Origin of the sequence: Mycolicibacterium sp. Y3 (genome assembly GCF_051188035.1) — a bacterium.
Lineage (GTDB): Bacteria > Actinomycetota > Actinomycetes > Mycobacteriales > Mycobacteriaceae > Mycobacterium > Mycobacterium fluoranthenivorans.
Map to the genome: position 1 here is coordinate 511,640 of NZ_JAVQLT010000001.1, position 25,975 is coordinate 537,614.

Below are 25,975 nucleotides of genomic sequence, written 5' to 3' on the forward strand. Positions count from 1 at the left end.
CGTCGGGAACGAGGGCTGGGTATCGCGCGATTTCGCAGATCAGCGGCCTGGCCTGTAGCCTGGTCAGGTTGCCGACGCAGGCGACCCTCCTGCCACGGACACGCCGTGGCCGCAACGACCATAGGAGGTGATGGGTTTCTCATGCGTCCATACGAAATCATGGTCATTCTTGACCCCACTCTCGACGAGCGCACCGTAGCTCCGTCGCTGGAGACGTTCCTGAACGTCATCCGCAAGGATGGCGGTTCCGTCGACAAGGTCGACATCTGGGGCCGTCGCCGGCTGGCCTACGAGATCGCCAAGCACGCCGAGGGCATCTACGCCGTCGTCGACGTCAAGGCCGAGCCGGCCACGGTGTCCGAGCTGGACCGCCAGCTCAACCTGAACGAGTCCGTGCTGCGGACCAAGGTGATGCGGACCGACAAGCACTAGGCCGATACACGCCGCCCATGTCGGGTGCGTTGCGTAGGCTCGCGCCCAACATAGGCTGCCCACTGCCCAGGAGGACCTCGTGGCTGGTGACACTGTCATCACCGTTATCGGAAACCTGACCGCCGACCCGGAACTGCGGTTCACGCCGTCCGGAGCGGCCGTCGCCAACTTCACGGTGGCGTCCACTCCCCGGACGTTCGACCGTCAGACGAATGAGTGGAAGGACGGCGAAGCGCTGTTCCTCCGCTGCAACATCTGGCGGGAGGCGGCCGAGAACGTGGCCGAAAGCCTCACCCGGGGGTCGCGGGTCATCGTCTCCGGCCGGCTCAAGCAGCGGTCCTTCGAAACCCGTGAGGGTGAGAAGCGCACCGTCGTCGAGCTCGAGGTCGATGAGATCGGCCCCTCGCTGCGGTATGCGACGGCCAAGGTCAACAAGGCCAGCCGCGGTGGCGGTGGCGGTGGTGGATTCGGCGGCGGATCGAGTCAGCCGCGCAGTGCGGAGCCGAAGGACGATCCGTGGGGCAGTGCTCCCGCGGCGGGCTCCTACAGCGGCGCTGACGAAGAACCGCCCTTCTGACATACACAGACGAACATTTGAGAAAGAGATAGACCCATGGCCAAATCCGGTAGTACCAAGCGGCGGCCGGCACCCGAAAAGCCGGTCAAGACCCGCAAGTGCGTGTTCTGCTCCAAGAAGGGCAAGGGGCAGGACATCAACTACAAGGACACCGCGCTGCTGCGCACCTACATCAGCGAGCGCGGCAAGATCCGTGCCCGCCGGGTGACCGGCAACTGCGTCCAGCATCAACGCGACGTTGCCGTCGCGGTGAAGAACGCCCGTGAGGTGGCTCTGCTGCCGTTCGGTTCGTCGACGCGGTAAGGGAGAAACCACAACATGAAGCTGATTCTCACCGCAGAGGTTGACCACCTGGGTGTCGCCGGCGACGCCGTCGAGGTCAAGGACGGCTACGGCCGTAACTACCTGCTCCCGCGCGGGCTGGCCATCGTGGCCTCCCGTGGCGCCGAGCGTCAGGCCGACGAGATCCGCCGTGCCCGCGAAACCAAGGAGATCCGCGGCGTCGAGCACGCCAACGAGCTCAAGCAGGCCATCGAGGCCCTCGGCCCGGTCGCTCTGGCGGTCCGCGCCGGCGAGGGCGGCAAGCTGTTCGGTTCGGTGACCCAGGCCTCCGTGGTCACGGCCATCAAGAAGGCCGGCGGCCCGAACCTGGACAAGCGCACCGTCGAGCTGCCCAAGGCGCACATCAAGTCGGTCGGGACGCACCCGGTCGGAGTGCGGCTGCACGCGGGCGTGACCGTGTCGGTCCCGCTCAACGTCGTCGCCGAGTAGGCTCGGTACTCCTCACGTACCTCTGCAACGCCCGGGTGGAAAGCTCAGAGCTTCCGCCCGGGCGTTGCTGTGTCTCCAGCGAACGCAACTTCAGTTATGGCCCCAGCAACCGAAACTGTCTGTTAACCTCTTCGGTTCTTCGGCGCAATGCAACACGCCCGACCCGGCAACCACGGCCGACACGCCGGGTGACTTTGCATCCACAAGTTTAGACACTTCGGCGGTAGCGTTGACCTGCAGGTTGTTCGGCTACCGATGAGTTAATCCACAAGTTCTCCCCACCCGCTCAACACGGTTGTCCAAGGCTGTCCACACGCCATCCACACCTTCATCCACAGGCTCGGTTGCACCGGCCACAGCAACGTCTAATGTTGGCCCGTCGCCAGGCAGTGGCGCCGAACCCCGACTGGCTTTGGCTGGACTTGTCGGGAGCGCGTCGTACTGTCATGACGACTATCGCCGAACGTATGTTCGGTCACATAACGAAGGGGGAGGGACGCTTAGTGGCAGTCGTGAACGACCTCGGTCATCACGGTATGGACGAGCCGCCCAGGGAGGATTTCGGCCGTCAGCCCCCGCAGGACATGGCCGCCGAGCAAGCGGTCCTCGGCGGCATGTTGCTGAGCAAGGACGCCATCGCCGACGTGCTGGAGCGCATGCAGCCCGGTGACTTCTATCGGCCCGCGCACCAAGACGTCGCGACAGTCATCCTCGATCTCTACGACCGCGGTGAGCCCGCGGACGCCGTGACCGTCGCCGCGGAGCTGGACCGGCGCGGGCAGCTGCGCCGCATCGGTGGCGCCCCGTATCTGCACACCCTCATCTCCACCGTGCCCACCGCGGCCAACGCCGGCTTCTACGCCGGCATCGTGGCCGAGAAGGCGCTGCTGCGCAGGCTGGTGGAAGCCGGCACCCGCGTCGTGCAGTACGGCTACGCCGGAGCCGACGGCGCCGATGTGCACGACATCGTCGACCGCGCCCAGGCCGAGATCTACGACGTCACCGACAAGCGCAACCAGTCAGAGGACTTCGTGCCGCTGGAGGACCTGCTGCAGCCCACGATGGATGAGATCGACGCCATCGCCTCGGCGGGGGGTATGGCCCATGGCGTGCCCACCGGATTCATCGATCTCGATGAGGTCACCAATGGTCTGCACGGTGGCCAGATGATCATCGTGGCGGCGCGTCCGGGTGTCGGGAAGTCCACGCTTGGACTCGATTTCATGCGGTCCTGCTCCATCAAGCACCGGATGGCCAGCGTCATCTTCTCGCTCGAAATGAGCAAGTCCGAGATTGTCATGCGCATGCTGTCGGCAGAGGCGAACATCAAGCTCGGTGACATGCGCTCGGGTCGGATGAACGACGACGACTGGACCCGGCTTGCGCGCCGGATGAGTGAGATCAGTGAGGCGCCGCTCTACATCGACGATTCGCCGAACCTCACCATGATGGAGATCCGGGCGAAAGCGCGACGGCTCAAGAAGAAAGCCGATCTGCGACTGATCGTCGTGGACTACATGCAGCTGATGAGCTCGGGCAAGAAATACGAATCACGCCAGCAGGAAGTCTCGGACTTCTCCCGAAGCCTCAAGCTGATGGCCAAGGAACTCCACGTCCCCGTGGTGGCGATCAGCCAGCTCAACCGTGGCCCGGAGCAGCGCACCGACAAGCGCCCGCAGGTGTCGGACCTTCGTGAGTCGGGATCGCTGGAGCAGGACGCGGACATGATCATCCTGCTGCACCGCCCGGACGCCATCGACCGGGACGACCCGCGCGGTGGCGAGGCGGATCTGATCCTGGGCAAGCACCGCAACGGGCCGACGGCGAATATCACTGTGGCGCACCAGCTTCATCTGTCGCGGTTCACGAATATGGCGCGGTAGAAGCGCTGCTGTCGAGAAGCAATGAAGATTGACAAAGCACCCTGATTGTCTGACAAGGCTGCTAGGTCCTCTAATCATTGGGACGCTGGTGGCCGAGCGGACATCGTTTTCCCTGGTAGCGGCAACGCCGGCGGGGCGCGGGCGCCCGTGGTAGCCGAACGTTTGCCGGTTCGGGTCGAGCCGGTGGCGGGCGAAGCGATCGATTCTTGGCTTGCCGCGACGGCTCGCGCGATGGACGTCAAGGGTCGGGCTGATTGTCCGTGCCTTTGGACTTCCGGCGGATTGGCACCCATTGTGGATCACCTGGCTTGCACCAGCCCAGGTCGATGGGATAGCAGTCGCTTCCGGCGTTTCAGCGGCGACGGTGAAGTCGATGACGCTCAGTGTTTATGATGGTCTCGCGCTTAAGCTTGACCCCACTACACATCGAATGAACGAGGACTTTCCCTATGGCGCCGTGGGCTTTTCACGGTTCTGTCCGAACTGTCTCTCGGAGTCAGGTGGTCGATGGCAGTTGGTGTGGCGGTTGGGTTGGACGTTCGCTTGTGTCCGGCATCGTTCACTGTTGTCCGACGAATGTCCGAAGTGTGGAAAGCACCAACGCAGAGACCAAATTTTTAGAGACTCTCCGCTACCAACGTCTTGTCGGTGCGGATTCGATTTGCGGGTCTCCCCGATGGGAGCGCTCTCGGTTTCCCACTCCATCGTAGGAGCTCAGGAGCGCGTACACGATGTCATTTGTCGTGGCGACACGTCTTTCGGCGTCTTCGAAGCGGTGCCGACTTCGCCAGTGGAGGTGCTGACGTCGATTCGCAGCTTGGCCAATCGCGTGTTGGCATTCGCCGCTGTCGAAGGGCTCGCCTCCGTTACCGCCGTGGAGGTACCACGATGGGCCGACGGCCTTGACCGCACGTCGAGACCATTGCGCGTCCGGAATGCGGTCAATAACAGAGTGCCCTGGCGGGCAGTCGATACAGCAGTTGGCGTAACGGCGGCTCTGAGAATTCTCGATGCGGCGACCATTCATGATGCGGGCGGTCGGGCCCGGCCATATCTGCAAGGGCAGAATGCCGATACAGGTGCCGCGGAGCTTCGTTCGTGCCCACGCGACGGCATGATCCCGGCCGCAATCGCGATAAAGGCCAGCACGCCGTGGATCGGTCCCGAGCTCGAACTCCGTTACCGCGCAGTGACTGCTATGCCACGACCGCCGGGCCGCTCTGTGAATCGAACACGTGATATTGCTGCTGCGTTACCGACGATGATGTGGCCGCAGTGGTCGAATCGCTTATTGGCGAGTATGCGTCAAACCATTGTTGGTCGTGAAACATTGGCTTGGGCCCCGTGACCGTGCCCCATTGGGTGACCCAGTCAGGCAGGGCGGTGATCGTGGCCGACCCGATGACGAGCATCACCAGACCGGCCAGCAGTGATCAACGCCAATCCCGGCCAGGGACAACAGAACTCTCCGCAGAGCACCCCGCAACAGGCAGTGACACCGCCGCCACGGGACACCGCTCCTGCTACGCCGCCGGCGCAGACCTCGACACCGCCGGCGGCGCAGAGCACCTAAACGGCGGCTGCCACACCCGCGACTACGCCGAGCAATCCGAGCAACCCCGTGGGCCCGGCGACAGCCCTGGTGATCGGTGCTACTGCGGTCGCGGCATCCCGACGCCGCAGCAGCACAAGTTCACCTGGCACACCAGCCAGCACGCCAACCAGCCCTGCCGACAACTGGGACCACGGCACCCCGCCTAGCGGACCGGCCTGGGAGTCCATAAGGTGCAGCGCCGTCCACGAGCGCTGACTTTTGCGGGTGCGCGCATCGAAACGGCACGTGTCGTATGCCGCGTTCAGGCACGCAGGTGCGCCACGGCAACCCAGCCCGGATCATGCTCGCAAGTCGCGCTTGCCGGGGCCTGTGTCCAGGTCGACGCGATCGCGGTCAGCACATCGGCGTCCACGGCCGATGAATCGAGGTAGACGTGCATCGTGGTCGTGCCGGCGATCGTCTCCCTGGCCACAACGCGACCGGATGAGCCCAGCGTTGAATCGAGCACCTCATGCAGATCGGCTAGGGCATCCCAGGTGTGGTCGGTCGGGAATCCCGTCTCATCAACGACGCTGTAGGGGACCTGCAGTGCGCAGTGGGTGTCCAGGTTCGGTGCCGCCGCGGCGCACAGAGGTACTTGGGCGTTGGCCACGACCGGCCCGTCCTCGCCGTCCCATTGCATTGCCGCCCATGCCGGTGAGCCATCGTGGAGGGTGTTCTCCGCGGCCAATGCGTCGACCACGCCGACCAGCTCGGCCAGCGGGTAGCCGTCGACCGGACGGTGCGTGACCACATCGACCCCACCGATCCACTTCTCCACGTCGAGTTCACCGAGTGCGTGATCGAGCACGATAAACGCGACCTCAAGCCGTTGGCGTTGCGGCGCGTCGGCGAATGACGGATGGTAGACCTGCACGTCGAGATGGGCATGCATACGCTGCACCCCGACGATCACATCGCAGTAGTGAATCCGCGACGAGCCGACCGTGATGGTGAACATCCCTAGCGTGCGGCGTTGACGGTAATCGCTGTAGGACCACACCGTATCGGCCGGCGGGGCAGCGTTGAGCCAGCGGCGCGCCACTGCGCGCTCAGCAGGGTCGGCTGCGGTGACAATCAGTTGATGAGCCGATCGCTGGCCGGGACCAAGCTCCCACGACAAACGCTCGTCGATAGATGCAACGCGCGGACTGAGCAGAGGCACCGCCGCCTCAGGAGTGCCGGCCTCAATCGCGGCATTGACCGCCGCCGCACCGTTCGCACGCCACCAACCCCAAAAGCTGTCGATTGCGTTCTCTCCCATGCGCATTTAGGCCTCTCGTGACCAGGATCGTTGCGGCGACCACCATGGCGGCGTCGGTGCAAGCCGTACGGCGTGGCTGAACGACGGCTCATCGGGGACGAGCACCGTGATATCGCTGGGACCCGACACCGGGTACTCGGCATCAGACCCGTCGAATCGAATGGTGTCAACGGTTTCGGTGACAAAGACGCGCACGCGAAGAGCTCCTGGCGACCCGACCAACACGTGCCGGTCGGGATTCATCACGTCGCCGACAGCGAGGACACCACTGCTGATCGTCAGCTCTCCGTCAAAAGCCGGGGTACCTAGCCCGTCGGTGACTGAACCGGCGCTCACCTGAACTCGCACGCGGCGCCCCGCAGTGACGCATTCGTGGTCGCTCATTGTGCGGATCCAGAGTGCGTGCGCAGGTCGGTCCACCTCGGACGGTATGTCCTGATGGACGTAGATGCCGGGCGTTGTATGGGCACTGGCGTCGCCGATGACGACGACGTACCCGTCTGGTGTGATCTCGGTATCGCACAACGATCGATTCGCCATGGCCATCACAGCGATCCACCACGGCGGACCCTAGGGCCGCGCACTTTTCGTGCAGGCAATGGTTGCTTCTGAATACACGCCACTTCTTCGTTCCTCCGCCTCGCGAGCCGAATGCTGGAGCACACGGCGACACACGTCATGGAGTAGTCGTTGCAGCCGGCAGAAACCGAACGGTGATCTGCGGCACACCACTCTGCAGGCTCACCGTGGATGGCTGGACCGCTGACGGCTCTGGCGTGTAAGTGCGCGATGGGATATGCAGACCGCCGTCCAAGTACATTGCGCACCAGTGCAACGTGTAGTGGCCTTTGCCGCGCCCGGTGATCGACGCGGGTCGCTTTTCGGCCGGCTACTCGGGGGCTTCGCTCGCGGCATCATCATTGTGGTGACCCGGGACGGCGTTCAGCGCCGAAAGTATCGCCGAGAAGCGAAAACAATCTGAGATGTCGCCGTCATCACTGTCAGGCTTGACCGAATAGAGATCTCGCCTGTGCGCGCATCACGGATACAGATGGTCCCGTGTCGTGCATCGCGTGCGCATGTTGGCCCTTGGCTCTGGGCGCGTGTCCGAACTGCTCAGCTGTTCAGCGACCACACCGAGAAGTTTAGGGCTGTCGCGAAGAGAGCCCACGCGAAGTACGGAAGGAGCATCGCGGCAGCGATGCGGTTGACCTTCCAGAACAACGTGATGGTGGCAGCCACGGCAAGGTCGAGCAGCAGGATGTCGACGAGCGCTGCACCGCGCCAGCCGAGACCGAAGAACAACGGTGACCAGATCAGATTCAGCAGCAGCTGCCCTGCATATACGATGATTGCCGGGTTGCCGAATCGGGGGTCGGCTCGCCATATGAGCCAGGCGGCGACGGCCATCAGCACGTACAAGAGCGCCCATACCGGCCCGAAAACACCGGGTGGTGGCGCCCAATCGGGTTGTGTCAGCTTTCCGTATTCGCTTGCGGCGCCGGCAGATGCGAGCCCTCCGAGGGCGGCGACCAAGGCTACGGTTACAAGCGACGTAACAAGTGCAGGAAGGTGTTGGGACTCACGCTTGGTGGACCTCTCGAAGGTCATAGATATCCATCTCTCGGGCTGACTAGGTGCGGGTCAGATGCTGACACAATCCGACAGTGATACCCCACCATAATGTTCAGCATGCTGATTAATTGCAAGTTGTGTGACACACGAGCTGAAGTCGAGAGGTCAAATCCGTGATGGACACCTTGGAAAGTTGGCCCACGGGACGGCTGCTCTCGATGGCAGCCCGGCTTATCGAACAGTCCTGGGAACACGTGCTGCGCGATTACCACTTGACCAGTGCAGGTCTGGTGGTGCTTCACGTGGTGGCATCCGGGCCTGCGACCCAGCGCGAGATCGCCCAAGCGTGCCGAGTGACAGATCAGACCGCCAGCCGCACCATCGAACGACTCGAACGCCTGGGATACGTCAGCCGCCACGTCGATCCAGGCGATGAACGCCGCAAATCGGTGACCAGCACATCGTCGGGTCACCAGGTGTACAAGAGTTTGGTCGAAAGGGAGCGCAATGACCCCGTCTTGATCGCGGCGATCGGAGACGACACACGTGAGCTCCGCCGGATACTCATCGAACTGGTACGCACACAATCAGGCACCGAACCACCAGCCTGACGTTCATTCATCCAGAGGTGTGCAACCTGCGCCCGGGTCACCTTCGGTGCTGCACCATCAGTGCGCCGAGCAGATGCTGCGCCTCACCTGATGAGCAGCCATCATGACGGCATACAGCCATGGGTCGATCTGCGCGGCCAAGCTCGGGGTGCATAGCCGGCGATGGGGCAGCTTAGGTCACGTGTCAGCCTTTCAAATATGGAGCCAGCAGCGCTGCCCAAGCATCGTCGAGCTGCTTGTACTCGGCCTCACATCCGACGGCCCGATCCTCAGGGAGCGTGCCGTCCTCGACCAGATATCCGAATCTCTTGGGAAACGCGCCGTAGGCGTAGCAGAGGAACGTCACTGCACGTTGACCGTCAAATGAGTGAGTGTCATAAAACGGAAGGTCTTCCAAGGCATTCACTTTAGCTGCAGACAAGGCGTAGACATTCGCTACCGTCAGCAGATACGCGGCTGCGTCCTCGTCAGCGGTGAGCATGTAGGCGGTCAGTTGGTCGGCGACGTCCTCCTCGCGGCCGGTCACCTTCAGCCCCAGCTCGGCAATCAGCGCATGCCCCACCTCGTGATACAAGGTACCGATGGTGCTTTCACGCACGCGATCACTGACGTGTTCGGGATCGTCTCCGCTGTCGAGCAAGAGCGCGCGCTCGGATGCGGATAGCTCGTAACACAATTCGATCTCGTGGGCATCGTAGCTGTAATACGCATTCTCCTCGCCGCAGTTTCGGGCCACGACAACCACGTTGCGTGGAATCGCCACATACGAGTTCACTGTCTCGACGAAGTCCTCGAGGACGTGGCTATCCCGTAACTGCTTCTCCTCTTCTCGGGTTGCGTCCGAGGACGCCTCTTCGTAGTGCGCGATAAACTGTCCCCTGTTGGCAGGCGTGCTCTCAGTTGCCGTTGTGACGGAGGTGGATGAGCACCCCGTAGAGGTCAATGCCAGGGCGATAAGAATGCCGCCGACGGTAGAGGCAGATGGCCGATTTCGATCCCGGCACTGGCCACGGCGAAATGGATCCATGAGAATAGACAACCACGGCGGCGAATCCGCCTGCCGGGAAGCATAATCCGACCTACTCAAAATGAGACCCCCTCATAACGAAACCGCCATTGACGCAGTGGACCCACTCGCGAGGCGGCGAGGACAGTTAGACAAGTCAGGCCTGTTGCTCCGCCCGATCACTCAACCACTGTCCTGGCTACCTCTTCGACGGTCACGATCATCGGCAACCATTCTTGCCGATCGTGCCTCAGCGTGCGAGTGCAGGAGCCGGCAAGCTACCACTGTCAGATGCACACTGTCGTAAACCCGTCGTGGCCCAGTCAGAATGTCAGACGGGAATCGATTACCCGACAACACAGATCGACTATCTCCGTCTAACGAGCCAGCGGGAGTCTGGCGAGATATCGTCAATACCTGTGGATCGGTGGTGACGTTCGGTGCGTGAACCGACTTTGGTTGTGTTGCCAATCCGCAAGCGCCTGAAGAATATGTGGTGAAGTTACGTTCAGATCCGGACTGGCTCGAACGGGCTGCCTCCCTCGCCTGAACGATCGTTCGGTTACGTCCTTACCGGGTAGACGCAGCTAGAGCAGGTTCGACTGAGATCTGAACCGCTCCGGGTTTGATGCCAGTGGCTTGTTCCCGCTGAATGAGAGCAATGATCAATACCTGTGGATGAGTCTCGGCGAGGCGGCGTGAAAGTGGGCGCGCCTTCCCGAGGATGATCTTCACGGAATCAGGTATCCGATCAGGACCGGCGTTGGCGCGCTGGTTGGGAAGGCATGCCTGAGTTTCGTCAAGTGGCTTGGCTCCGGGTTCTGCGCGGATTTTGGCCCCAGTTAGCGACGGTTTCGGCGTTGATGTGTCCTTCGCGGAGGGCACGGGTGGCGCGGAACCAGGCGGCGTCGGCGCCGTTGACCGAGCGGGTGTAGACCTCGTCGCCGAGGCGGACCATCCACACGATCACCGCCCTGGCGTGGGATCCGTCGGCTCGCCGTCCCGCGATGTGCATCTCGTCAGCGCCGTCGAGGCGGGCGAGTTCGTCTGCTGTCCAATGAGTCACGTCGTGCACCTCCTGCGGTCAGGGCTTGATCAGCACTTTGAGTGCGTCACGGTCGGCCATGGCTCGGTACCCGTCGGGCACGCCGTCGAGGCCGATGGTGCGGTCGAAGACCCGGCCGGGTTCGACGGTGCCGTCGAGGATGTCGGGCATCAACTCTTCGATGTAGGCCCGGGCCGGTGCGGCGCCGCCGGTCAGGGTGAGGTTGCGCATCATGGTGTCGAATCCCATCGGAACCTGGGTGTACTGCGAGACACCCAGGCGGCTGACCACACCACCGTCACGGACCGCGCCGATCGCGGTCGCCAGCGACTCTTAGGTGCCGACGCATTCGATGACCGCGTGGGTGCCATCGTCGCCGGTGAGTTCGCGGACCGTCGCCACCGCTTCCTCGCCTCGTTCGGCGACGATGTCGGTGGCGCCGAAGTCACGGCCCAGATCCGTGCGGGAGCGGTGGCGGCCCATGAGAATGATGCGCTCGGCACCAAGACGTTTGGCGGCGAGGACCGCGCACAAGCCGACCGCCCCGTCTGCGATGATGGTGACCGAGCGGCCGGGCGCGACTTTGGCGGTGAGCGCGCCGTGGTGGCCGGTGCAGAACACATCCGAGAGGGTCAGAAGCGAGGGCATCAGCGCGGAGTCTGCGGCGACCGGCAACGTCACCAGGGTGCCCTGAGCCTGCGGGACGCGGACCGCTTCGCCCTGGCCGGCATCCACCCCGGGGGAACCCCAGCCGCCGCCGTGGCGGCAGGAGATCTGCAGGCCTTCCCGGCAGAAGTCGCAGGTGTTGTCCGCCCATACGAACGGGGCGATCACCAGGTCCCCACGCTTGAGACCTACCACGTCGGAGCCGACGTCCTCGATGACACCGATGAACTCGTGGCCCATCCGCCGGCCGTGCTCAGTGAACTCCATGGATCCGTAGGGCCACAGGTCACTGCCGCAGATGCAGGAATGGGTTACCCGCACGATGGCGTCCGTCGGTTCCTTCAGGACCGGGTCAGGCACGGTCTCCACACGTACGTCGCCGGCCTGGTACATGACAGTGGCTCGCATCGCTGATGTCCTCCTCGGTCGAGAGTTCACCGTGGTGGCGAACCTTCATGGCCTCGACGCTAGGCCGGGTGCGGGGGCCGCGGGAGTGACCGCCGATCGGGGTATCGGTAGTACCCCCCACCACCGATTGCCGCCGCTTACGGTGGAAGGCATGGGCATCGACCTGCGTGCCGAGATCCGCGAATTCCTGACATCCCGGCGCGCCCGCATCACCCCGGAGCAAGCCGGGCTGCCGGCCTACGGCGGCAATCGCCGCGTCAAAGGCCTGCGCCGTGAGGAGGTCGCGCTGCTGGCCGGGGTCTCGGTCGACTACTACGTCCGGATGGAACGCGGCACCCTGGCCGGCGCCTCCGAGAGCGTCCTGGACTCGCTGGCCTCAGCCCTCCAACTCGATGAGGCTGAGCGTGATCACCTCTTCGCCCTGGCCCGCGAATCGGCGCCGCAGGGCGCACGGCGCCGAACCAAGCCGATCACAACGGTACGGCCGGTCCTGCACCAAGTGCTCGACGCGATCACCGACGCCCCGGCCTGGATCCGCAACGGCCGCCACGACATCCTCGCGATGAACCAACTCGCCCGCGCTCTTCACTCGCCCGTGCTCGCCGAACCGCGCCGGCCCGCCAACACCGCGCGCTTCGTCTACCTCAACCCCGATGCCGCGCGGGAGTTCTTCGTCGACTACGACCAGATCACCCGCGACGCCGCTGCGATGCTTCGCCTCGAAGCTGGACACAACCCGCATGACGACGTCCTCGTCACGCTGATCGGTGAACTATCCACCCGCAGTGAACTTTTCCGGCAACGCTGGGCATCCCAGGATGTGCGTTTCCACCGCTCCGGCCGAAAACGACTGCACCACCCCATCGTCGGCCGACTCGACCTCGACTTCGAAGCCATGGAACTGCCCGCCGAACCCGCACTGCAGCTCAACATCTACACCGCCGCAGCGGGCACACCGTCGGCTGACGCCCTGAAACTGCTCGCGTCATGGGCGGCCAGCCAGAGTGACTTGCGGACTGAACGGACGGCGGCAAATGGCCGTCAGCATCACCACCGGTAATCATTGACCACCACCACACGGGGCCCGAGTCAAGGGTCAAAGGCGGTTCGGTCGCGGTCAGTCCCCCTGTTCTTGTCGCGGGCTGCGTGCGGGCGTGGACTGCATCGCGAACCCTGCGCCGGCCCCTGGTAGGCAGATGGATCGACAGCTTCACCGACACCGTCAGCCGACAGTGTTACCGGCCCGCTTGCGGCGGGCTGTGGAGGTGGAGGTGCGTAGCCGGTAGGAGTCGGTGCCGGTTTCGAGGATGTGGGCGTTGAAGGTGATGCGATCGACGATGGCGGCCACCAGGCGAGGGTCGGGGAACACTGCCCCCCCATTCGCTGAACGGTAGGTTGCTGGCCAGGGCGATGCTGGCTCGTTCCTCGCGTTCGGTGATGATCGGGAAGAGCAATTCGGCTCCGCGGTGGTCGATTTGGACGTAGCCGACCTTATCGAGGAGCAGCAGATCCAGCCGGCCGTAGCGGGCGACCACCCGGGACAGAATCCGTTCGTCGGCGGCCTCGACGAGCTCGTTGACCAGTTGAGCGCAGGTCGTGTAGCACACCCGCCGACCCTGTTCACAGGCGGCCAAACCGAGCCCGATGAGCAGGTGGGTCTTGCCGGTACCGCTATCACCCAGCAGGACCACCGGTTCCCCGGCCGACAGGTAGTGGCCGCGGGCCAGGGAGGCCAGCTGCGCGGGCTGGATGGTCTTGACCGCGTCGACGTTGAACTCCGACAGCCGCTTCAAGCGCGGGAATCTGGCGTCGGCGATGCGGCGGGCGCGGCGACGCTCGGCCCGGTCATCGACCTCGGCGGCCAGTAGTTCGGACAGGAACAGCAGATAGGACTGATGTTCGCGAGTGGCGATCTCGGCCACCCGGGCGACCTCGCTATGCAGGGTCGGCAGATGCAACTCTTTGGCGGCAGCGCCGATCGCGGCCAGCGCGGCCTCATCACTGCGGGTACTCATCAGGGTTCACCCTTCGCTTCCGGTGAGCAGGACGTCGTAGCCGGCCAGGGTCGGGGCCGACGGTCATAGCGGGCCCACACCCCGATCAGCGCCGCGCCGCCGCCGCGGTCCTCGCCGTGGCTATGGCGGCGGGCTTCGATGATCACCACCTGCGGATCGCACATCCCGGTGGCGACCGCGGTGCTCATCGCGGCCTGCAGGGCATCGGCGGACAGACTGCGATGGGCCAACAGAACCTCGATCAGCGCCCGCGTTCCCGCGGCGTCACCGCGGGCCCGGCGGGCGGCATCGCAGAAGCGTTGGTGCGCCACGGTGAACGCCCCGCTGGTCTTGGCCTGAGCCAGCGCCGTCGCCCCCGGGAAGCGCCCCCGGTGTTAGCGGCCAACACTTCCAGGTAGTGATCCAAGGCCAGCACCTCGACATGGCGGCCCGCGGCCCGTTCATGGGCAGCCACCAGCCTCGCGCCGTCATAGGCCTCCACCGCGGTGGCGCTGAGCCGCACCGTCAACCACCGGCCCGCGTAACGGGCGGGCACCGAGTAGTAGCACTGGCGCACCGGCCTGACCCGGATCCGTTCGATCCGTTCGTCGACTACGTCACCGCGAGGCTGACCGAGGCCCCGCACTTGTGAGCCCGCACTCTCTACGACGAGCTCGAACGCCTGGGGTTAGGGTTGTCGTATCAGAGCTTGACTCGCAACATCCGCGGCCGCAAGGTGCGCCCGGTCCGCGAGGCGTGCCGCACCGCGACTGAGCGCCCTAACGCGGTGATCCCACACGCTGCCCTCGATGAAACCTCATGGCATTGGCTGGAATTGCCCGATCCGCCCGAATCCTCGGGATGGGGTAGGACCGCACACCTGTTGATCGGCTCGCTCGCGCATTCGGGTAAGTGGCGCGGCTTCGTGGCGCCGTCGGAGGACCAGCCGCATCTGGTCGTCGGCCTGGATCGCGTCGTCCGCGGCTCGGTGGGCTGACGCGGGTGTGGCGCTTCGACCGGATGGCCACGGTCGCCAAGCGCTACGGGGTGTCGGTGGCTGTGGTCGTCCTTGAAGTCGCCGATGACGAAGCGGGCCTCGGCGCAGTTTGCGCACGATATCTTCAGCGGAGTTCCGCTTCCGACCAGCCATACGTTCATCTCCCCTTCTCGCCCGAGATCGGGCTAGGAGACTCTAGAACCGGTTGGACTCAATCACCGGGAACAAGCCACCAGCGCGAAAGCTAGCCCCTCCTTAGGCGGTGCACAGCTGTCGCATAGTCTCCGGCGTTAGGTTCGGTTCATGTCTGGTGCAACAACCCTGCTTGCCGCTCCTCCGCTACCCTCGGTTGGCTCGGTGGTCACCGAGGTCGTTTATTACCTGGCACTGACGGCCGCGGCGGGTGTAGGTATGACTGCCGCTGCGCTTGCTCCCGCAGAAAGCGTTGGCGGTCTTGTCATCCGGCGGGTACGGGTCCTGGTGATGCCGGTCGCAGTGTTTGTTGCGGTATCGGCGTTGGTGCAGTTTCTTGCGGCCGTAGCTCGGTACGCGCATACCGGCATGGGTACAGTACTCAGCACTGATGCGCTCGTAAGCTTCATCGAGGCACCGCCGGTACGCGGGAGCGCCTTGGGCAAGGGGACAGTGGCGTTGATTCAGCTGTTCACGTACCTGCTGCTGCTGTTGGCGCTGCTTGCGTTGCGGAGGCGTGCTGACCGGTTAACCGCATGCCTGGTCTTCGGGCTGGCAGTGCTCACTGCGGTGGTTCCGACGCTGCCGTTTGGTGCCGTCACCGTCGACAGCGCCGCGCACGCCATCTTGACTGCCATGCACATCATCGGTGTCCTGATCTGGGTTGGCGGGCTCACGATCTTGGCCGTCTTGGGTCTCATCGGTCGCGTTCACGGTTCGTCGCTGTCCGCGGCAGACGATTCCCGCCGCATCGTCGAAGACTGGAGCCGGATCTGGGAGCGGTTCGGTATGTTCGCGTTGTATGCGGTGGGGCTGCTCGTGGTGAGTGGGGCGTGGTTGGCCTGGGTACACGTGGGTTCACCGTCGCAGCTGTTGACGACCACCTACGGCCGGTTCCTGGCGATCAAGCTGGTGCTAGTTCTGGGCATGCTCGCCGCGGGAGGCTACAACGCCCGAGTGCTCCTGCCGCGGATCCGCGCACTGCGCTCAGCGCAGGACGGATTAAGCGCGCTGAGCATCACGATCCGACACTTCCCGAAGCTCGTTGCGGTGGAAGTGGTTCTCGCGGTGGCGGTATTGGGCGTTGTCCCGTTTCTTGCCGGATCCGCACGCACGGAGGCCGGTTCACCCGCCGCCAGGGGTTTCGACTTTACGGTCTTCGGAACGGGCGCGATTCTTGTCGTGTTGGTGGTGGCCGTGCTGTGGGCGGGCTCGCGTGTGCCTACGGTAGACATAGGGAGGGAGTGAGTCACGATGCGTGTCACCCGACGCGCGGTCTGGGCGGAACGTCGGTGGTGATGGCAGGACTGACGACGGTTGGGCCGTGTCGACGCCGCCGCTAACCACTGGGTCCACACCGCCGACCAGGGCTGGGGCCCTGGCCTTCGACCCGAAGGCCTACACCGAAAATACCGTGACGGTATTGACCGCCGTGGGAGGACGGACGGTGACATATCGCTTCTACGGTCCCTGTTCCTATGTCACCAAGCCTGTGAATGCCGACTACCAGAGTCTGGTGATCAGCGTGCCGATCAACATCGACGGCAAGGCCATCGACGCGAGCAACGCGCCGATCGTGTTCGCCAATTCGGTCGGCGGTTACATGCCTGTCTCAGTGAAGGACGTAGCGGGGGTGGGGGAGGCCGCGATGGATGTCGGAGGTGTTCCCTTCGGTTCGGTACCACCGGGTGGCGAAGTTGCCGCCGGTGGTAACGGCATGCTCGGCGCTGGCGGGAAGCAAATCAACCGTGCCCAGCTGGCCGTGGTAGCTGATTACGTTGTCGTCGAACCGGTTGTCGTGGGCGGACTCTCATCGACGCCGGCGGTGTCCACTACGGCACCGCAACCACCACGCAGGGCAATTGGTGGACCAGGGCCTGTCAGGACAGTTGAAAGAGATGTTCGTGGAGTATCGGGCTTCGTTGAAGGTCAACGGGCGCAACGAATTCTGTCCGCTGACCGCATCCCGTTATGCCGACTATCTCCTCACCACCTACCTGCAGCCGTCGGCGACTCGGTTCCTCAAGGCGCCGCCCGATGCCGACCGCGCGATCTGCGCTCAGAACGCCTTCATTCGTTGGCGGTCCGACACGGCCACGTTCTCCTGGCCGGACTATGTAACCCACGTCGGGGCTCGCAGGAAGACGCTGCCGGCACTCGACGCACGGAATCGCGAAATGTTTTACCGACCAACTAGAATCACGAGGATAGGGTTAGGCTATGACAGACAAGGACGCTATGCCTGCCGAGGCAAACTTGGTCGATGCGAATATGCATTGGCTGCCAGCGGATCTTTTTGACAACGCAGAACTATTGTCGGCCTTCATCGACTCGGTACCACGAGAGCATCGGATCAAGGCGAATGTGGCCGCTGTCCCGGGAAAGCCGTTGCGCCAGATCGTCATCGAGCAGCCGGCCGGCTACGAAGTCCTCAATTACGCCGAGAATCAGTACAGCGCCGAACAGCAGATTGCCGACATGGATCGCGCCGGCGTCGCGACCGCGATCCTACGCATGCCGTGTTGGCAGGAGTGGCTTGACCTGGCGACGTGCCAGAAGGTCAACGACGGATTGGCACAGCACCTGCAACGTTATCCGGGCCGGTTCCAGGCCCTGGCGGTAGCCCCACCCTGGGGCTCGAAGAACTCCTTGAAAGAGGTGGAGCGCTGCATCCGCGAACTCGGGTTCTGTGGTGTCCAGATGGCCGCGCACTACGGTGACCTGTACCTTGACGACGATGAGTTCCGACCCTATTTCGGCTTCTTGAACGATTTGGGTGTACCCGTCGTCGTTCATCACACCCCCCTCCCGGTGGACTATGGCTCGATCCTTGAATACCCCAACCTACGCCGCCAGTACGGCCGTGTCGTTGCGCAAAGTACCGCAGTCGGGCGGGAGCTATTCAGCACATTGTTCGACGATTTCCCTAATCTCCGGTTGGTACATTCGATGCTGGGCGGGGCCTTCTTCGCCTTCGTCAATATGCTAGCTCCGCCCAGCACCGGTAAGGACACGGTCGATCGCTTCGAGGACGAGACGGCCAGAATCCGCCGCCGCTTGGCGGAGAACCTCTTTTTTGACCTCTCCGGCGCCCCGCAGTGGGGAGCACCGCAGCTCCAGTGCGCAGTCACAGTTCTTGGCGCTGAACATATTCTGTACGGAGGGTCTTACCCGATCCGTATGGACTGGTTCCAGGATGGAGCAGACTATATCCGGGGCCTGCCGATATCGGAGGCCGACAAGGCGCTGATCCTGGCAGGGAACGCTACTCGCTTGTTCGCGCTTACGTAGGGGTCACATCGCGGCTCAATATTTGATGGACTGCCAATCCCATCGCGCATATACCCGGGATCGGGGCACGTTGTTTGATTGGCAACTGCCATCTTGAATTCCTGCTGGATTGCGACTCGGGGGCGAGGTCCACCGCGAAACTTTTACCAGCAACGCCGACAAGGTGGAGTCGAAGTCGTCGGTGAAGAATCCCAGATGTTGTACTACAGCGGTGGGAGCCGCTGTCCAGGGGATACCGGGTCGTCCTTGATGACTTCGATGTGGGGCTTCTCCAGCGAGTACGCAAACGTACTGGCAAGTCCCCGTTTCTGAGTCCATCTAATCTGTACCCGCCATTTCGAGCCGCGGTCATGCGAGTTGAGGGATCGAAGAGGCAGACGTCCAGAGCGTTTCGAACTCTGTCGGGCTGCTGTCACCGAGGAAGCTGTGGCGGCGTTCGACGTTGTAGACATTGTCGATGTAATCGGCCATCCCGGCAGCTAACTCGATAGTGGTTGCCCATCTGCGGGTGTTGAGCAACTCGACCTGCATCCGCGCCCAGAATGACTCCATGGCGGCGTTATCGAAGCAGTCGCCCGCAGTCCCGAACAAGCCGAGCAAGCCCCATCGGCGCATGTTCTCCCCGAAGCTCCAGGACGTGAACTGACCAAATTCAACCGGTCGAAGCAACACCCTGACGTTGGGAGGGTTGAGGTGAGCCCCCTGTGGTGGTCCAGTCGTTGTGGGACTCTGTTGCCCGAGTGCTCGGGCAGGAAGAATCGACAACGACATGGCATCGAACAAGCGCCGGCGCCATACGCCGGACCAGATCATCCGCAAGCTCGCCGAGGGCAACAAACTCCTCGGAGCCGGCCAGGAACTGGCCGAGGTGTGCCGCCACCTGGAGATCGCCGAGTCGACATGGCATCGCTGGCTTGCCCAGTACGGCGGGATGAAGGCCAACGAGGCCAAACGGCTCAAAGAGCTCGAAGCTGAGAACGCCCGGCTCAAGAAGTTGGTCGCCAACCAGGCCCTTGACATCGACATGCTCAAGGAGATTTCGGCGGGAAACTTCTGACCCCGAACCGCAAGCGCAGCGCCGTTGTGGTGCTGCGTGAGCGGTTCGGGGTGTCTGAGCGCCGCGCCTGCACAGTCGTGGGTCTGAACCGGTCCACGATGCGTCTGACGCCATCGCCGATCACTACCGAGGAGGCCGAGCTTCGTGCCTGGCTGCGCCGGTTCTCCACCGACCGGCCTCGCTGGGGGTGGCGACGGGCGGCCAAGATGGCCCGTAGGGTGGGCTGGTGCGTCAACAACAAACGCATCCGCCGGTTGTGGCGCGAGGAGGGCCTGCGGGTCCCGCAACGTCGCAGGAAGAAGCGGTTGATCGGGATCGGTGTCGCCGTGGGTGCGATGTCACCGATTCGCCCGAACGTGATCTGGGCGATGGACTTCCAGTTCGACACGACCGCCGATGGTCGCACCCTCAAGATGTTGAACGTCATCGACGAGTTCACCCGCGAAGCCATTGCGATTGAAGTCGATCGTGGCATCGACGCTGACGGCGTTGTCGATGTCTTGGAACGCCTGGCCCTCACCCATGGAGCGCCGCACTACGTGCGCTTTGACAACGGTCCCGAGTTCGTGGCCCACGCGGTGAGTGATTGGTGCCGATTCAACAGTGCCGGTTCACTTTTCATTGACCCTGGCTCGCCGTGGCAAAACGCCTGGATCGAGTCATTCAACGGCAGGATCCGTGATGAACTACTCAACTCGTGGCGCTTCGACTCTCTACTGGAAGCCCGCGTCATCATCGAGGACTGGTGGGCCGACTACAACGCCAACAGGCCTCACTCCGCCCATGGCGCACTCACCCCGACCGAGTTCGCTCTGCAGTGGACCACGATCCACCAACCCCAGGCCGCATAGCGACTGGACCACCAAACGGGTCGGGTGTGCCCCGACTGGTCAGTGTGCGGACAGGTCAGCGGTCGAACGCTGGGGATATGAACCGGTGCAGGATCTCGGCCTCGATCTGTTCGTCCCCGAGCGGCAGGTAGGCCATCGACAGCACCACGTGAACGATCCACAAGGCTGCTGCTGGGTCGTCATCGGTGATTCCGGTGAGTTCAGCGGCTAGGGCGCCAAGCACCGGCGAGGAATGCAGGTCGCTCAGTGCGGGCGCCTTGGTCGAGGTCATCATCAGTCGTCGTATTGGGTCGGACCTGATCTGCTGCAGCGCCACGCGGATCGCGGTGACGACCCGCTGCGCGCCGGTCAGTCCTTTGACCTCGGCGCGAACGGTGTCGGTGATGCTTGCGGCGATGCGCAGCAGGACGGCGTCCCGAATGTGCGCCTTGCCGCCGGCGTAGCGGTAGATGGTCGCTCTCGAACAGTGCACCTGCTCGGCCAACGAGTCGATATCGAAGGCGTCTAGTCCGTTTCGGAGCATCAGCTCGGTAGCGGCGCGGTAGATCCGTTCGGTCGCCACCGCCCGGCGATCCCCACCGACCACCCAATCCTGTCGCGCCACCCGCCGCACTCCTGACGCCGCCTCGAAATCATATTCTCAGATCTGAGACATGAATATGCCCAATGTTGCCGATTTGGCCAGTTCAGTGGGCCCGGGTGAGACGCTGACCACTGGCAATGGTGACCGGCGGTATCGACTTCGGAGCGATCTGTTGACCTCTACGACTGAGACCCTCAGCGTGAAGCAATGACACAACTGGCCGGGCCACTGGGGCTGGCGCTCTTCGATGATCAATTCATCCAAGATCCCTATCCGCTCTATGAACGCATGCACGCCGAGGGGCCGGTTCACCGAATCGGTGATTCGGACTTCTATGCGGTGACCGGTTGGGAGGCCGTCAATGACGCCGTAGTGCGGTGTGATGACTTTTCCTCCAACCTCACCGCCACCATGATGCGGAACGCCGATGGGACGGTGGGGACCTTCCCTATGGGTGAACTCGGCGGCGCCACCCAAGCCCTGGCCACCGCCGATGATCCCGCCCATGCCGTGCACCGCAAAGCCCTGATACCGCAATTGGCGGCCAAGCGCATACGCGCCATCGAGTCCTTCGTCGCCGACACCTCGACCCACATCTGGGACACCCGGGTACAGGGCGGCCGCATCGAATGGATGGGCGCCATGGCCAACCGATTGCCGATGATGATCGTCGGGCGCATCATCGGGGTCCCCGACGAGGACACCGACAAGCTCATCCGATGGGGATATGCCGCCACCCAATTCGTCGAAGGACTGGTCACCCAAGACCAGCTCACCGCCGCCGGCATCGCAGTCATGGAACTCAGCGGATACATCAACGATCAGTTTCAGGACGCCACCGCCCACTCACAAGACAACCTACTCGGCGACCTCGCCACAGCCTGCGCCACCGGCGAACTAGACCAATTCACCGCGCTGGCCATGATGATCACCCTGTTCAGCGCCGGAGGCGAGTCGACAGCCTCGCTCATCGGCTCGGCCGCTTGGATCTTGGCGACCCACCCCACGATCCAACATCAGGTCCGGGAGCAACCAGAGTTGCTGGGCGCGTTCCTGGAAGAGGTGCTGCGCTTTGAGCCGCCGTTCAGAGGGCACTACCGTCACGTCGTCAACGACACCGAACTAAGTGGCGTTGCCCTGCAGGCTGGTTCACGCCTGCTGCTGATGTGGGGTGCCGCCAATCGCGATCCCTCGCATTTCGAGGACCCTGACCAGTTCCGGGTCGACCGATCCGCCGGAAAAAGTCACCTCACGTTCGGCAAGGGAGCACACTTCTGCGTAGGTGCCGCTTTGGCCCGGTTAGAAGCGACCGTCGTGATCCGCCACCTGCTGGCACGCACGACACTCATCGAAGCTGCCCAGACCGGGCTCTGGTTGCCCAGCCTGCTCGTGCGTCGACTCGACCATCTCGAACTGGCAGTCACGTGACTGGGCAGGCGGAGTTGATCGCCTACTACGAACTCACTCGGGCCAAGGCCGCGTACTGCCGCACCCTCGACACCCGGGACTGGAACGCCTTGGCGGCGTTGATGACCCCAAACGTAGAGTTCGGGATGAGTGACGGCGTCTCCGAACCACATATGACCGTGGGCCGCGACGAGACGCTGGCACTGCTGCAATCGTTGGTGGCCGGGGCGAAGACCGTTCATCAGGTCCACACCCCCGAAATCGACCTCGACGACGACGAAGCGCAGGTGATCTGGGCCGCGCAAGAACGGGCCGTGTTCGACAGCGGAGTATCAGTCACCGGCTACGGGCACTACACCGAATGCTGGGTCCGCCAAGCAGACGGATGGAAGCTCGCCTCATCGCGACTAACGCACCTGATCACCGACGTCCAACAAAACACAGCCTGAAACCCTCGAAATACCGCGAGTCAGCCGACCGACTCCGAACTAAGGTAAACAACGACCCATAACCCCAAGCCGCACAGCGACTGGACCACCAACTGGGTCCCCCTCAGGGTGCTCGATGGTTCGTCGGCAGCAAACAGCGGATCGTGCGGTTCCTCGTGCGATGAGGTCTCCGGGGGCGCCGCGGCTTCAGCGCGAGACTGAACGGTTGTTTTGGATCGAGATTGCCAAGGGGCCATTGCCGGCGGTCGCTGCCCTCGCTGTCGGCGCGTCGCAGCCGGTCGGCCAGCGGTGGTTCCACAACGCTGGCGGTATGCCACCGTTCGATCTCACACCACTGGCGGGTCGCTATCCGTCTTTCCCTGAGCGCGAGGAGATCGCGCTGCTGAAGGCCCAAGGTGCCGGAGTGCGCCAGAGCGCTCGGGCGATCGGTCGGGATCCATCCGCGATCTCTCGCGAGCTGCGCCACAACGCTGCCACTCGTGGATCCAAGCCCGAATACCGCGCGTCGGTTTGCGCAGTGGGAGGCCGAGCTGAGCGCCAAGCGCCCGAAGACCGCCAAACTGGTCACCAACGCGAGGCTGCATGACTATGTCGAGGAACGGTTGTCGGGGCAGATAGCAGACCCGACGGTTCGATCGTGGTCGGGCCGCAGCTGCCGCGGTGGACCGGCAACAACAAGGCACACCGCAAAGACCGGGCATGGGTGCAGGCCTGGAGGCCAGAGCAGACTGCCAACCGGATCAAACTCGACTTCCCTGATGATGATCCATGCGCATCAGCCACGAGGCGATCTATCAATCGCTCTACATCGAAGGCCGCGGCGCGCTCAAGCGCGAGCTGGTCTGGTGTCTTCGCACCGGACGCGCGTTGCGCGTGCCACGAGAGCGTTCCCGCCGCAAGGCCTGGGCCCACGTCATACCCGAGACGCTGATCAGCGAACGCGCCGCAGAAGTGGCTGACCGTGCGGTTCCCGGGCACTGGGAAGGCGATCTACTGATCGGGCTGGAGCGCTCCGCCATCGGCACCATAGTTGAACGCACCACACGGTTCACCATGCTCGTCCACCTACCCCGCGAGCAGGGGTACCGGCACAAGCGTACGATCAAGAACGGGCCGGCCTTGGCCGGCTACGGCGCGATCGCTATGAAAAACACACTGGCCGAGACGATGTCGACTCTGCCTGGTCAGCTGACTCGGTCTCTGACCTGGGACCGCGGCAAGGAGATGTCCGCGCACGCCCAGCTCAGGATTGAGACCGGTATCCCCGTGTTCTTCGCCGATCCACAATCGCCATGGCAAGCGGCAGGGTAAGTCCCCTGGTGTGGTGGGGTTTCGGGGCTGAGGACCCGGCTGTGGTGGTGCCGGGTGTGTCGTTGCCGGTGTTGGGGTGGGCCATCGCGTAGTGGTCAGTGAGTTCCCGACCAAAGTGACACACGCAAAGGAACACGTACGCGATGGCCCACGATCATTCTGCCCTGCTCGCCCAGCTCGACGCGCTCAAGTCCGCTGATGTCGGGGCGGTATTCGCCGAGTTGATCCGTGCCGGGCTTCAGCAGCTCATCGAGGCCGAAGCTACCGAGGCGATCGGTGCCGGCCGCTATCAGCGCACCGAAGGGCGTGCCGTGCACCGTAACGGGCGCCGACCGAAAGCGGTGTCGACCACCTCCGGTGACATCGAGGTCCAGATCTCCAAGCTGCGGGCCGGGTCGTTCTTGCCGTCGCTGCTGGAGTGCCGCGGCCGCATCGACAAGGCCCTGCACGCGGTGATCATGGAGGCCTACGTCCATGGTGTGTCGACCCGCAGCCTTGATGACCTGGTGGCCGCGATGGGCGTGCAGAGCGGGGTGTCCAAGTCCGAGGTCTCTCGGATCTGCGCCGGTCTGGATAAGGAGATCGACGCTTTTCGCACCCGCAGCCTGGCCCACACGCAGTTTCCGGACGTGTTCTGCGATGCGACCCTCTGGCAAGGTCCGCATTGAGGCGCACGTCGTCTCTCAGGCCCTCGTGGTCGCCGCCGGTGTCTCGATCGACGGGACCCGCGAAGTGTTGGGCACCGCGGTCGGGGACAGCGAGTCCTACGAGTTCTGGCGGGAGTTCCTCGCCTCGGTGAAGGACCGCGGCCTCTCGGGTGTGCATCTGGTGATCTCTGATGTCCGCGCAGGTTTGAAAGCTGCGGTGGCACAGCAATTCGCCGGGTCGTCCTGGCAACGCTGCCGGGTACATTTCATGCGTAACCTGCACGCCGCGGTGGCGGCCAAGCACGCCCCGGCGGTCACCGCGGCGGTCAAGACGATCTTCGCTCACACCGACGCGGGCGAGGTCGCCGCGCAGTGGGATCGGGTCGCCGACACCTTGGCTGCCAGCTTCCCGAAAGTCGTGGCAATGATGGCTGAGGCCAAGACCGATGTTCTGGCGTTCACCGTGTTCCCGAAGGCGCATTGGCAGAAGATCTGGTCGAACAACCCCATCGAACGGTTGAATAAGGAGATCAAGCGCCGCGCTGATGTCGTGGAGATCTTCCCGAACCCGGCAGCGTTCCTGCGACTGCCCACCGCCGTGGTCATCAAATCCCACGACGAATGGCAGGTCACCCGCCGCTACCTCTCCGACGTCTCCATGGACGAACTACGGGCGGTCATCGAGAAGAAGAACGCCGCGACAGCGCTTGCTAGACAACACCAAATCACCTAGCGTTCAACATGACTCGTAGATCGCTACGCGTGAACCACGCCAGATTCGAAGTCCACCACTCCCCGGAACGCTATCAACGCGGCACCAACGAGAACACCAATGGGCTTTTACAGCAGTACTTTCCGAAGGGCACCGACCTATCTCGATGGACCGCAGAGGACATTGAAGCCGTGGCTCACACCCTCAACACCAAACCCCGCAAGACACTCGGCTTGAGAACTCCCGCGGAGGCCTTCAACGACCAGCTACTCTTACTCCAACAAACCGGTGTTGCGACAACAGATTGAATCCGCCCTGCGTGCCGTGATCGGCGTGTTGAATCGTTCAACCACTTCGGTTTCGGCTTTCGATGTCCATGTTGACCGCATTGTTGACCAATGCTGTGTCCGCGGTAGTTGAGAAGTTGCGGGCCACGATGATCCGGGAGAGGCAGTCCAGGATCGCGCAGCAGTACACCCTGGACTCATTCAGCGGGAACGCACCAGGACCACTTGGGGCGGCGTTACGACGGTTCCGGAGCCGTCGGCTGCTCAGGGGCCCGCCCAAAGCTGTGCACGACGATCCACCCACGCCAGGCCGCGACGCAGCCGGCGGCAGTCGAGTCGGGCTGCCCCGATGGCGGTACGAAGTG

24 protein-coding genes and 6 pseudogenes are annotated in these 25,975 nt (G+C 63.5%); 19 read left to right on the forward strand and 11 right to left on the reverse strand.

Going from position 1 to position 25,975, the window contains the following annotated elements; all coding sequences use genetic code 11:
• Positions 1-141 precede the first annotated feature (141 nt).
• From rpsF to QN239_RS02485, 7 genes are all read left to right on the forward strand, one after another.
• Entirely contained in the window at positions 142-432 is a 291-nt protein-coding gene (gene rpsF, locus QN239_RS02455) for a 30S ribosomal protein S6 (RefSeq protein ID WP_018603055.1), read from the forward strand.
• A 79-nt stretch (positions 433-511) separates the two neighbouring features.
• Complete coding sequence (locus QN239_RS02460; RefSeq protein WP_499008033.1) at positions 512-1,009, forward strand: single-stranded DNA-binding protein; 498 nt, start codon at positions 512-514, stop codon at positions 1,007-1,009.
• Positions 1,010-1,045: 36 nt separating this feature from the next.
• Positions 1,046-1,312, forward strand: a complete 267-nt coding sequence (gene rpsR / locus QN239_RS02465; RefSeq protein WP_090359466.1) for a 30S ribosomal protein S18 — start codon at positions 1,046-1,048, stop codon at positions 1,310-1,312.
• Positions 1,313-1,327: 15 nt separating this feature from the next.
• Complete coding sequence (gene rplI / locus QN239_RS02470) at positions 1,328-1,780, forward strand: 50S ribosomal protein L9 (protein ID WP_499008034.1); 453 nt, start codon at positions 1,328-1,330, stop codon at positions 1,778-1,780.
• A gap of 503 nt (positions 1,781-2,283) precedes the next feature.
• The gene (gene dnaB, locus QN239_RS02475) at positions 2,284-3,663 is read left to right on the forward strand and encodes a replicative DNA helicase (RefSeq protein WP_090359462.1); all 1,380 of its coding nucleotides are present in this window, start codon (positions 2,284-2,286) and stop codon (positions 3,661-3,663) included.
• Between the two features lie 292 nt (positions 3,664-3,955).
• The gene (locus QN239_RS02480; protein WP_499008035.1) at positions 3,956-5,011 is read left to right on the forward strand and encodes a TniQ family protein; all 1,056 of its coding nucleotides are present in this window, start codon (positions 3,956-3,958) and stop codon (positions 5,009-5,011) included.
• Positions 5,008-5,424, forward strand: a complete 417-nt coding sequence (locus QN239_RS02485; RefSeq protein WP_499008036.1) for a hypothetical protein — start codon at positions 5,008-5,010, stop codon at positions 5,422-5,424. The genes QN239_RS02480 and QN239_RS02485 overlap by 4 nt, the downstream gene beginning before the upstream one ends.
• Positions 5,425-5,519: 95 nt before the next feature.
• Here QN239_RS02485 and QN239_RS02490 read toward each other — a convergent pair whose 3' ends face one another.
• The 3 genes from QN239_RS02490 to QN239_RS02500 form a co-directional block, all read right to left on the reverse strand.
• A complete protein-coding gene (locus tag QN239_RS02490) occupies positions 5,520-6,521 on the reverse strand; it encodes a DUF695 domain-containing protein (protein WP_499008037.1) in 1,002 nt (333 codons plus the stop codon).
• A gap of 6 nt (positions 6,522-6,527) precedes the next feature.
• A complete protein-coding gene (locus QN239_RS02495) occupies positions 6,528-7,067 on the reverse strand; it encodes a hypothetical protein (protein ID WP_499008038.1) in 540 nt (179 codons plus the stop codon).
• A 570-nt stretch (positions 7,068-7,637) separates the two neighbouring features.
• Positions 7,638-8,132, reverse strand: a complete 495-nt coding sequence (locus QN239_RS02500; protein WP_499008039.1) for a TspO/MBR family protein — start codon at positions 8,130-8,132, stop codon at positions 7,638-7,640.
• Between the two features lie 140 nt (positions 8,133-8,272).
• Between QN239_RS02500 and QN239_RS02505 the strand changes: the two genes are divergently transcribed.
• On the forward strand, positions 8,273-8,707 hold the full coding sequence (locus QN239_RS02505) for a MarR family winged helix-turn-helix transcriptional regulator (protein WP_499008040.1): 435 nt from the start codon (positions 8,273-8,275) through the stop codon (positions 8,705-8,707).
• A gap of 184 nt (positions 8,708-8,891) precedes the next feature.
• Here the strand turns inward: QN239_RS02505 and QN239_RS02510 are convergent, their stop codons facing one another.
• The 3 genes and pseudogenes from QN239_RS02510 to QN239_RS02520 all read right to left on the reverse strand — a co-directional run bounded on the left by QN239_RS02510 (position 8,892) and on the right by QN239_RS02520 (position 11,832).
• Complete coding sequence (locus QN239_RS02510; protein ID WP_499008041.1) at positions 8,892-9,734, reverse strand: DUF4344 domain-containing metallopeptidase; 843 nt, start codon at positions 9,732-9,734, stop codon at positions 8,892-8,894.
• Between the two features lie 778 nt (positions 9,735-10,512).
• Complete coding sequence (locus tag QN239_RS02515; RefSeq protein ID WP_499008042.1) at positions 10,513-10,779, reverse strand: DUF2255 family protein; 267 nt, start codon at positions 10,777-10,779, stop codon at positions 10,513-10,515.
• Between the two features lie 18 nt (positions 10,780-10,797).
• Positions 10,798-11,832: pseudogene (locus QN239_RS02520) on the reverse strand (zinc-binding dehydrogenase).
• 151 nt (positions 11,833-11,983) lie between these two features.
• Here QN239_RS02520 and QN239_RS02525 point away from each other — a divergent pair.
• Entirely contained in the window at positions 11,984-12,892 is a 909-nt protein-coding gene (locus tag QN239_RS02525; protein WP_499008043.1) for a helix-turn-helix transcriptional regulator, read from the forward strand.
• A gap of 162 nt (positions 12,893-13,054) precedes the next feature.
• On the opposite strand, the pseudogene istB reads toward QN239_RS02525, so the two are convergent.
• From istB to QN239_RS02540, 3 genes and pseudogenes are all read right to left on the reverse strand, one after another.
• Positions 13,055-13,847: pseudogene (istB, locus tag QN239_RS02530) on the reverse strand (IS21-like element helper ATPase IstB).
• Positions 13,847-14,158 (reverse strand): hypothetical protein, encoded by a 312-nt coding sequence (locus QN239_RS02535; RefSeq protein ID WP_499008044.1) that lies wholly within the window; start codon positions 14,156-14,158, stop codon positions 13,847-13,849. Before QN239_RS02535 ends, istB begins: the two are co-directional and overlap by 1 nt.
• A complete protein-coding gene (locus QN239_RS02540; protein ID WP_499016514.1) occupies positions 14,089-14,472 on the reverse strand; it encodes a Mu transposase domain-containing protein in 384 nt (127 codons plus the stop codon). The genes QN239_RS02535 and QN239_RS02540 overlap by 70 nt, the downstream gene beginning before the upstream one ends.
• Between QN239_RS02540 and QN239_RS02545 the strand changes: the two are divergent.
• From QN239_RS02545 to QN239_RS02560, 4 genes and pseudogenes are all read left to right on the forward strand, one after another.
• Positions 14,404-14,888: pseudogene (locus QN239_RS02545) on the forward strand (IS21 family transposase); the annotation flags it as partial. The gene QN239_RS02540 and the pseudogene QN239_RS02545 overlap by 69 nt on opposite strands.
• Before the next feature lie 238 nt (positions 14,889-15,126).
• Positions 15,127-16,263 carry a CopD family protein gene (locus QN239_RS02550; RefSeq protein ID WP_499008045.1) on the forward strand — a complete coding sequence of 379 codons (1,137 nt, stop codon included), beginning with the start codon at positions 15,127-15,129 and terminating at the stop codon, positions 16,261-16,263.
• Between the two features lie 76 nt (positions 16,264-16,339).
• Complete coding sequence (locus QN239_RS02555; RefSeq protein WP_499008046.1) at positions 16,340-17,212, forward strand: hypothetical protein; 873 nt, start codon at positions 16,340-16,342, stop codon at positions 17,210-17,212.
• Between the two features lie 23 nt (positions 17,213-17,235).
• Positions 17,236-18,306 carry an amidohydrolase family protein gene (locus tag QN239_RS02560; RefSeq protein WP_499008047.1) on the forward strand — a complete coding sequence of 357 codons (1,071 nt, stop codon included), beginning with the start codon at positions 17,236-17,238 and terminating at the stop codon, positions 18,304-18,306.
• A gap of 348 nt (positions 18,307-18,654) precedes the next feature.
• Here the strand turns inward: QN239_RS02560 and QN239_RS02565 are convergent, their stop codons facing one another.
• Positions 18,655-18,978: an integrase core domain-containing protein gene (locus QN239_RS02565; RefSeq protein ID WP_499008048.1), complete on the reverse strand. Its 324-nt coding sequence runs from the start codon at positions 18,976-18,978 to the stop codon at positions 18,655-18,657.
• A 97-nt stretch (positions 18,979-19,075) separates the two neighbouring features.
• On the opposite strand from QN239_RS02565, the gene QN239_RS02570 reads away from it, so the two are divergent.
• Positions 19,076-20,214, forward strand: a protein-coding gene (locus QN239_RS02570; RefSeq protein WP_499008049.1) for an IS3 family transposase whose coding sequence is annotated in 2 segments (ribosomal slippage) — positions 19,076-19,346 and positions 19,346-20,214 — 1,140 coding nt in all. Because the reading frame shifts where the segments join, the coding sequence is not laid out codon by codon here.
• Between the two features lie 55 nt (positions 20,215-20,269).
• Here QN239_RS02570 and QN239_RS02575 read toward each other — a convergent pair.
• On the reverse strand, positions 20,270-20,818 hold the full coding sequence (locus QN239_RS02575; RefSeq protein WP_499008050.1) for a TetR/AcrR family transcriptional regulator: 549 nt from the start codon (positions 20,816-20,818) through the stop codon (positions 20,270-20,272).
• Between the two features lie 186 nt (positions 20,819-21,004).
• On the opposite strand from QN239_RS02575, the gene QN239_RS02580 reads away from it, so the two are divergent.
• The 5 genes and pseudogenes from QN239_RS02580 to QN239_RS02600 all read left to right on the forward strand — a co-directional run.
• Positions 21,005-22,225 (forward strand): cytochrome P450, encoded by a 1,221-nt coding sequence (locus QN239_RS02580; protein ID WP_499008051.1) that lies wholly within the window; start codon positions 21,005-21,007, stop codon positions 22,223-22,225.
• Entirely contained in the window at positions 22,222-22,653 is a 432-nt protein-coding gene (locus QN239_RS02585; RefSeq protein ID WP_499008052.1) for a nuclear transport factor 2 family protein, read from the forward strand. The genes QN239_RS02580 and QN239_RS02585 overlap by 4 nt, the downstream gene beginning before the upstream one ends.
• A 115-nt stretch (positions 22,654-22,768) precedes the next feature.
• Positions 22,769-23,952: pseudogene (locus tag QN239_RS02590) on the forward strand (IS30 family transposase); the annotation flags it as partial.
• Between the two features lie 155 nt (positions 23,953-24,107).
• Positions 24,108-25,344, forward strand: a pseudogene (locus QN239_RS02595) (IS256 family transposase).
• A gap of 71 nt (positions 25,345-25,415) precedes the next feature.
• Positions 25,416-25,631: pseudogene (locus tag QN239_RS02600) on the forward strand (transposase); the annotation flags it as partial.
• Positions 25,632-25,975: the final 344 nt, after the last annotated feature.

Coding starts and splice junctions, on each gene's coding strand:
- QN239_RS02580 (WP_499008051.1), top strand. CDS start 21,005: ATGACACAACTGGCCGGGCCACTGGGGCTGGCGCTCTTCGATGATCAA.
- QN239_RS02505 (WP_499008040.1), top strand. CDS start 8,273: ATGGACACCTTGGAAAGTTGGCCCACGGGACGGCTGCTCTCGATGGCA.
- QN239_RS02550 (WP_499008045.1), top strand. CDS start 15,127: ATGTCTGGTGCAACAACCCTGCTTGCCGCTCCTCCGCTACCCTCGGTT.
- QN239_RS02495 (WP_499008038.1), bottom strand. CDS start 7,067: ATGGCCATGGCGAATCGATCGTTGTGCGATACCGAGATCACACCAGAC.
- QN239_RS02490 (WP_499008037.1), bottom strand. CDS start 6,521: ATGGGAGAGAACGCAATCGACAGCTTTTGGGGTTGGTGGCGTGCGAAC.
- QN239_RS02560 (WP_499008047.1), top strand. CDS start 17,236: ATGACAGACAAGGACGCTATGCCTGCCGAGGCAAACTTGGTCGATGCG.
- rpsR (WP_090359466.1), top strand. CDS start 1,046: ATGGCCAAATCCGGTAGTACCAAGCGGCGGCCGGCACCCGAAAAGCCG.
- rpsF (WP_018603055.1), top strand. CDS start 142: ATGCGTCCATACGAAATCATGGTCATTCTTGACCCCACTCTCGACGAG.
- QN239_RS02510 (WP_499008041.1), bottom strand. CDS start 9,734: ATGGATCCATTTCGCCGTGGCCAGTGCCGGGATCGAAATCGGCCATCT.
- rplI (WP_499008034.1), top strand. CDS start 1,328: ATGAAGCTGATTCTCACCGCAGAGGTTGACCACCTGGGTGTCGCCGGC.
- QN239_RS02525 (WP_499008043.1), top strand. CDS start 11,984: ATGGGCATCGACCTGCGTGCCGAGATCCGCGAATTCCTGACATCCCGG.
- QN239_RS02500 (WP_499008039.1), bottom strand. CDS start 8,132: ATGACCTTCGAGAGGTCCACCAAGCGTGAGTCCCAACACCTTCCTGCA.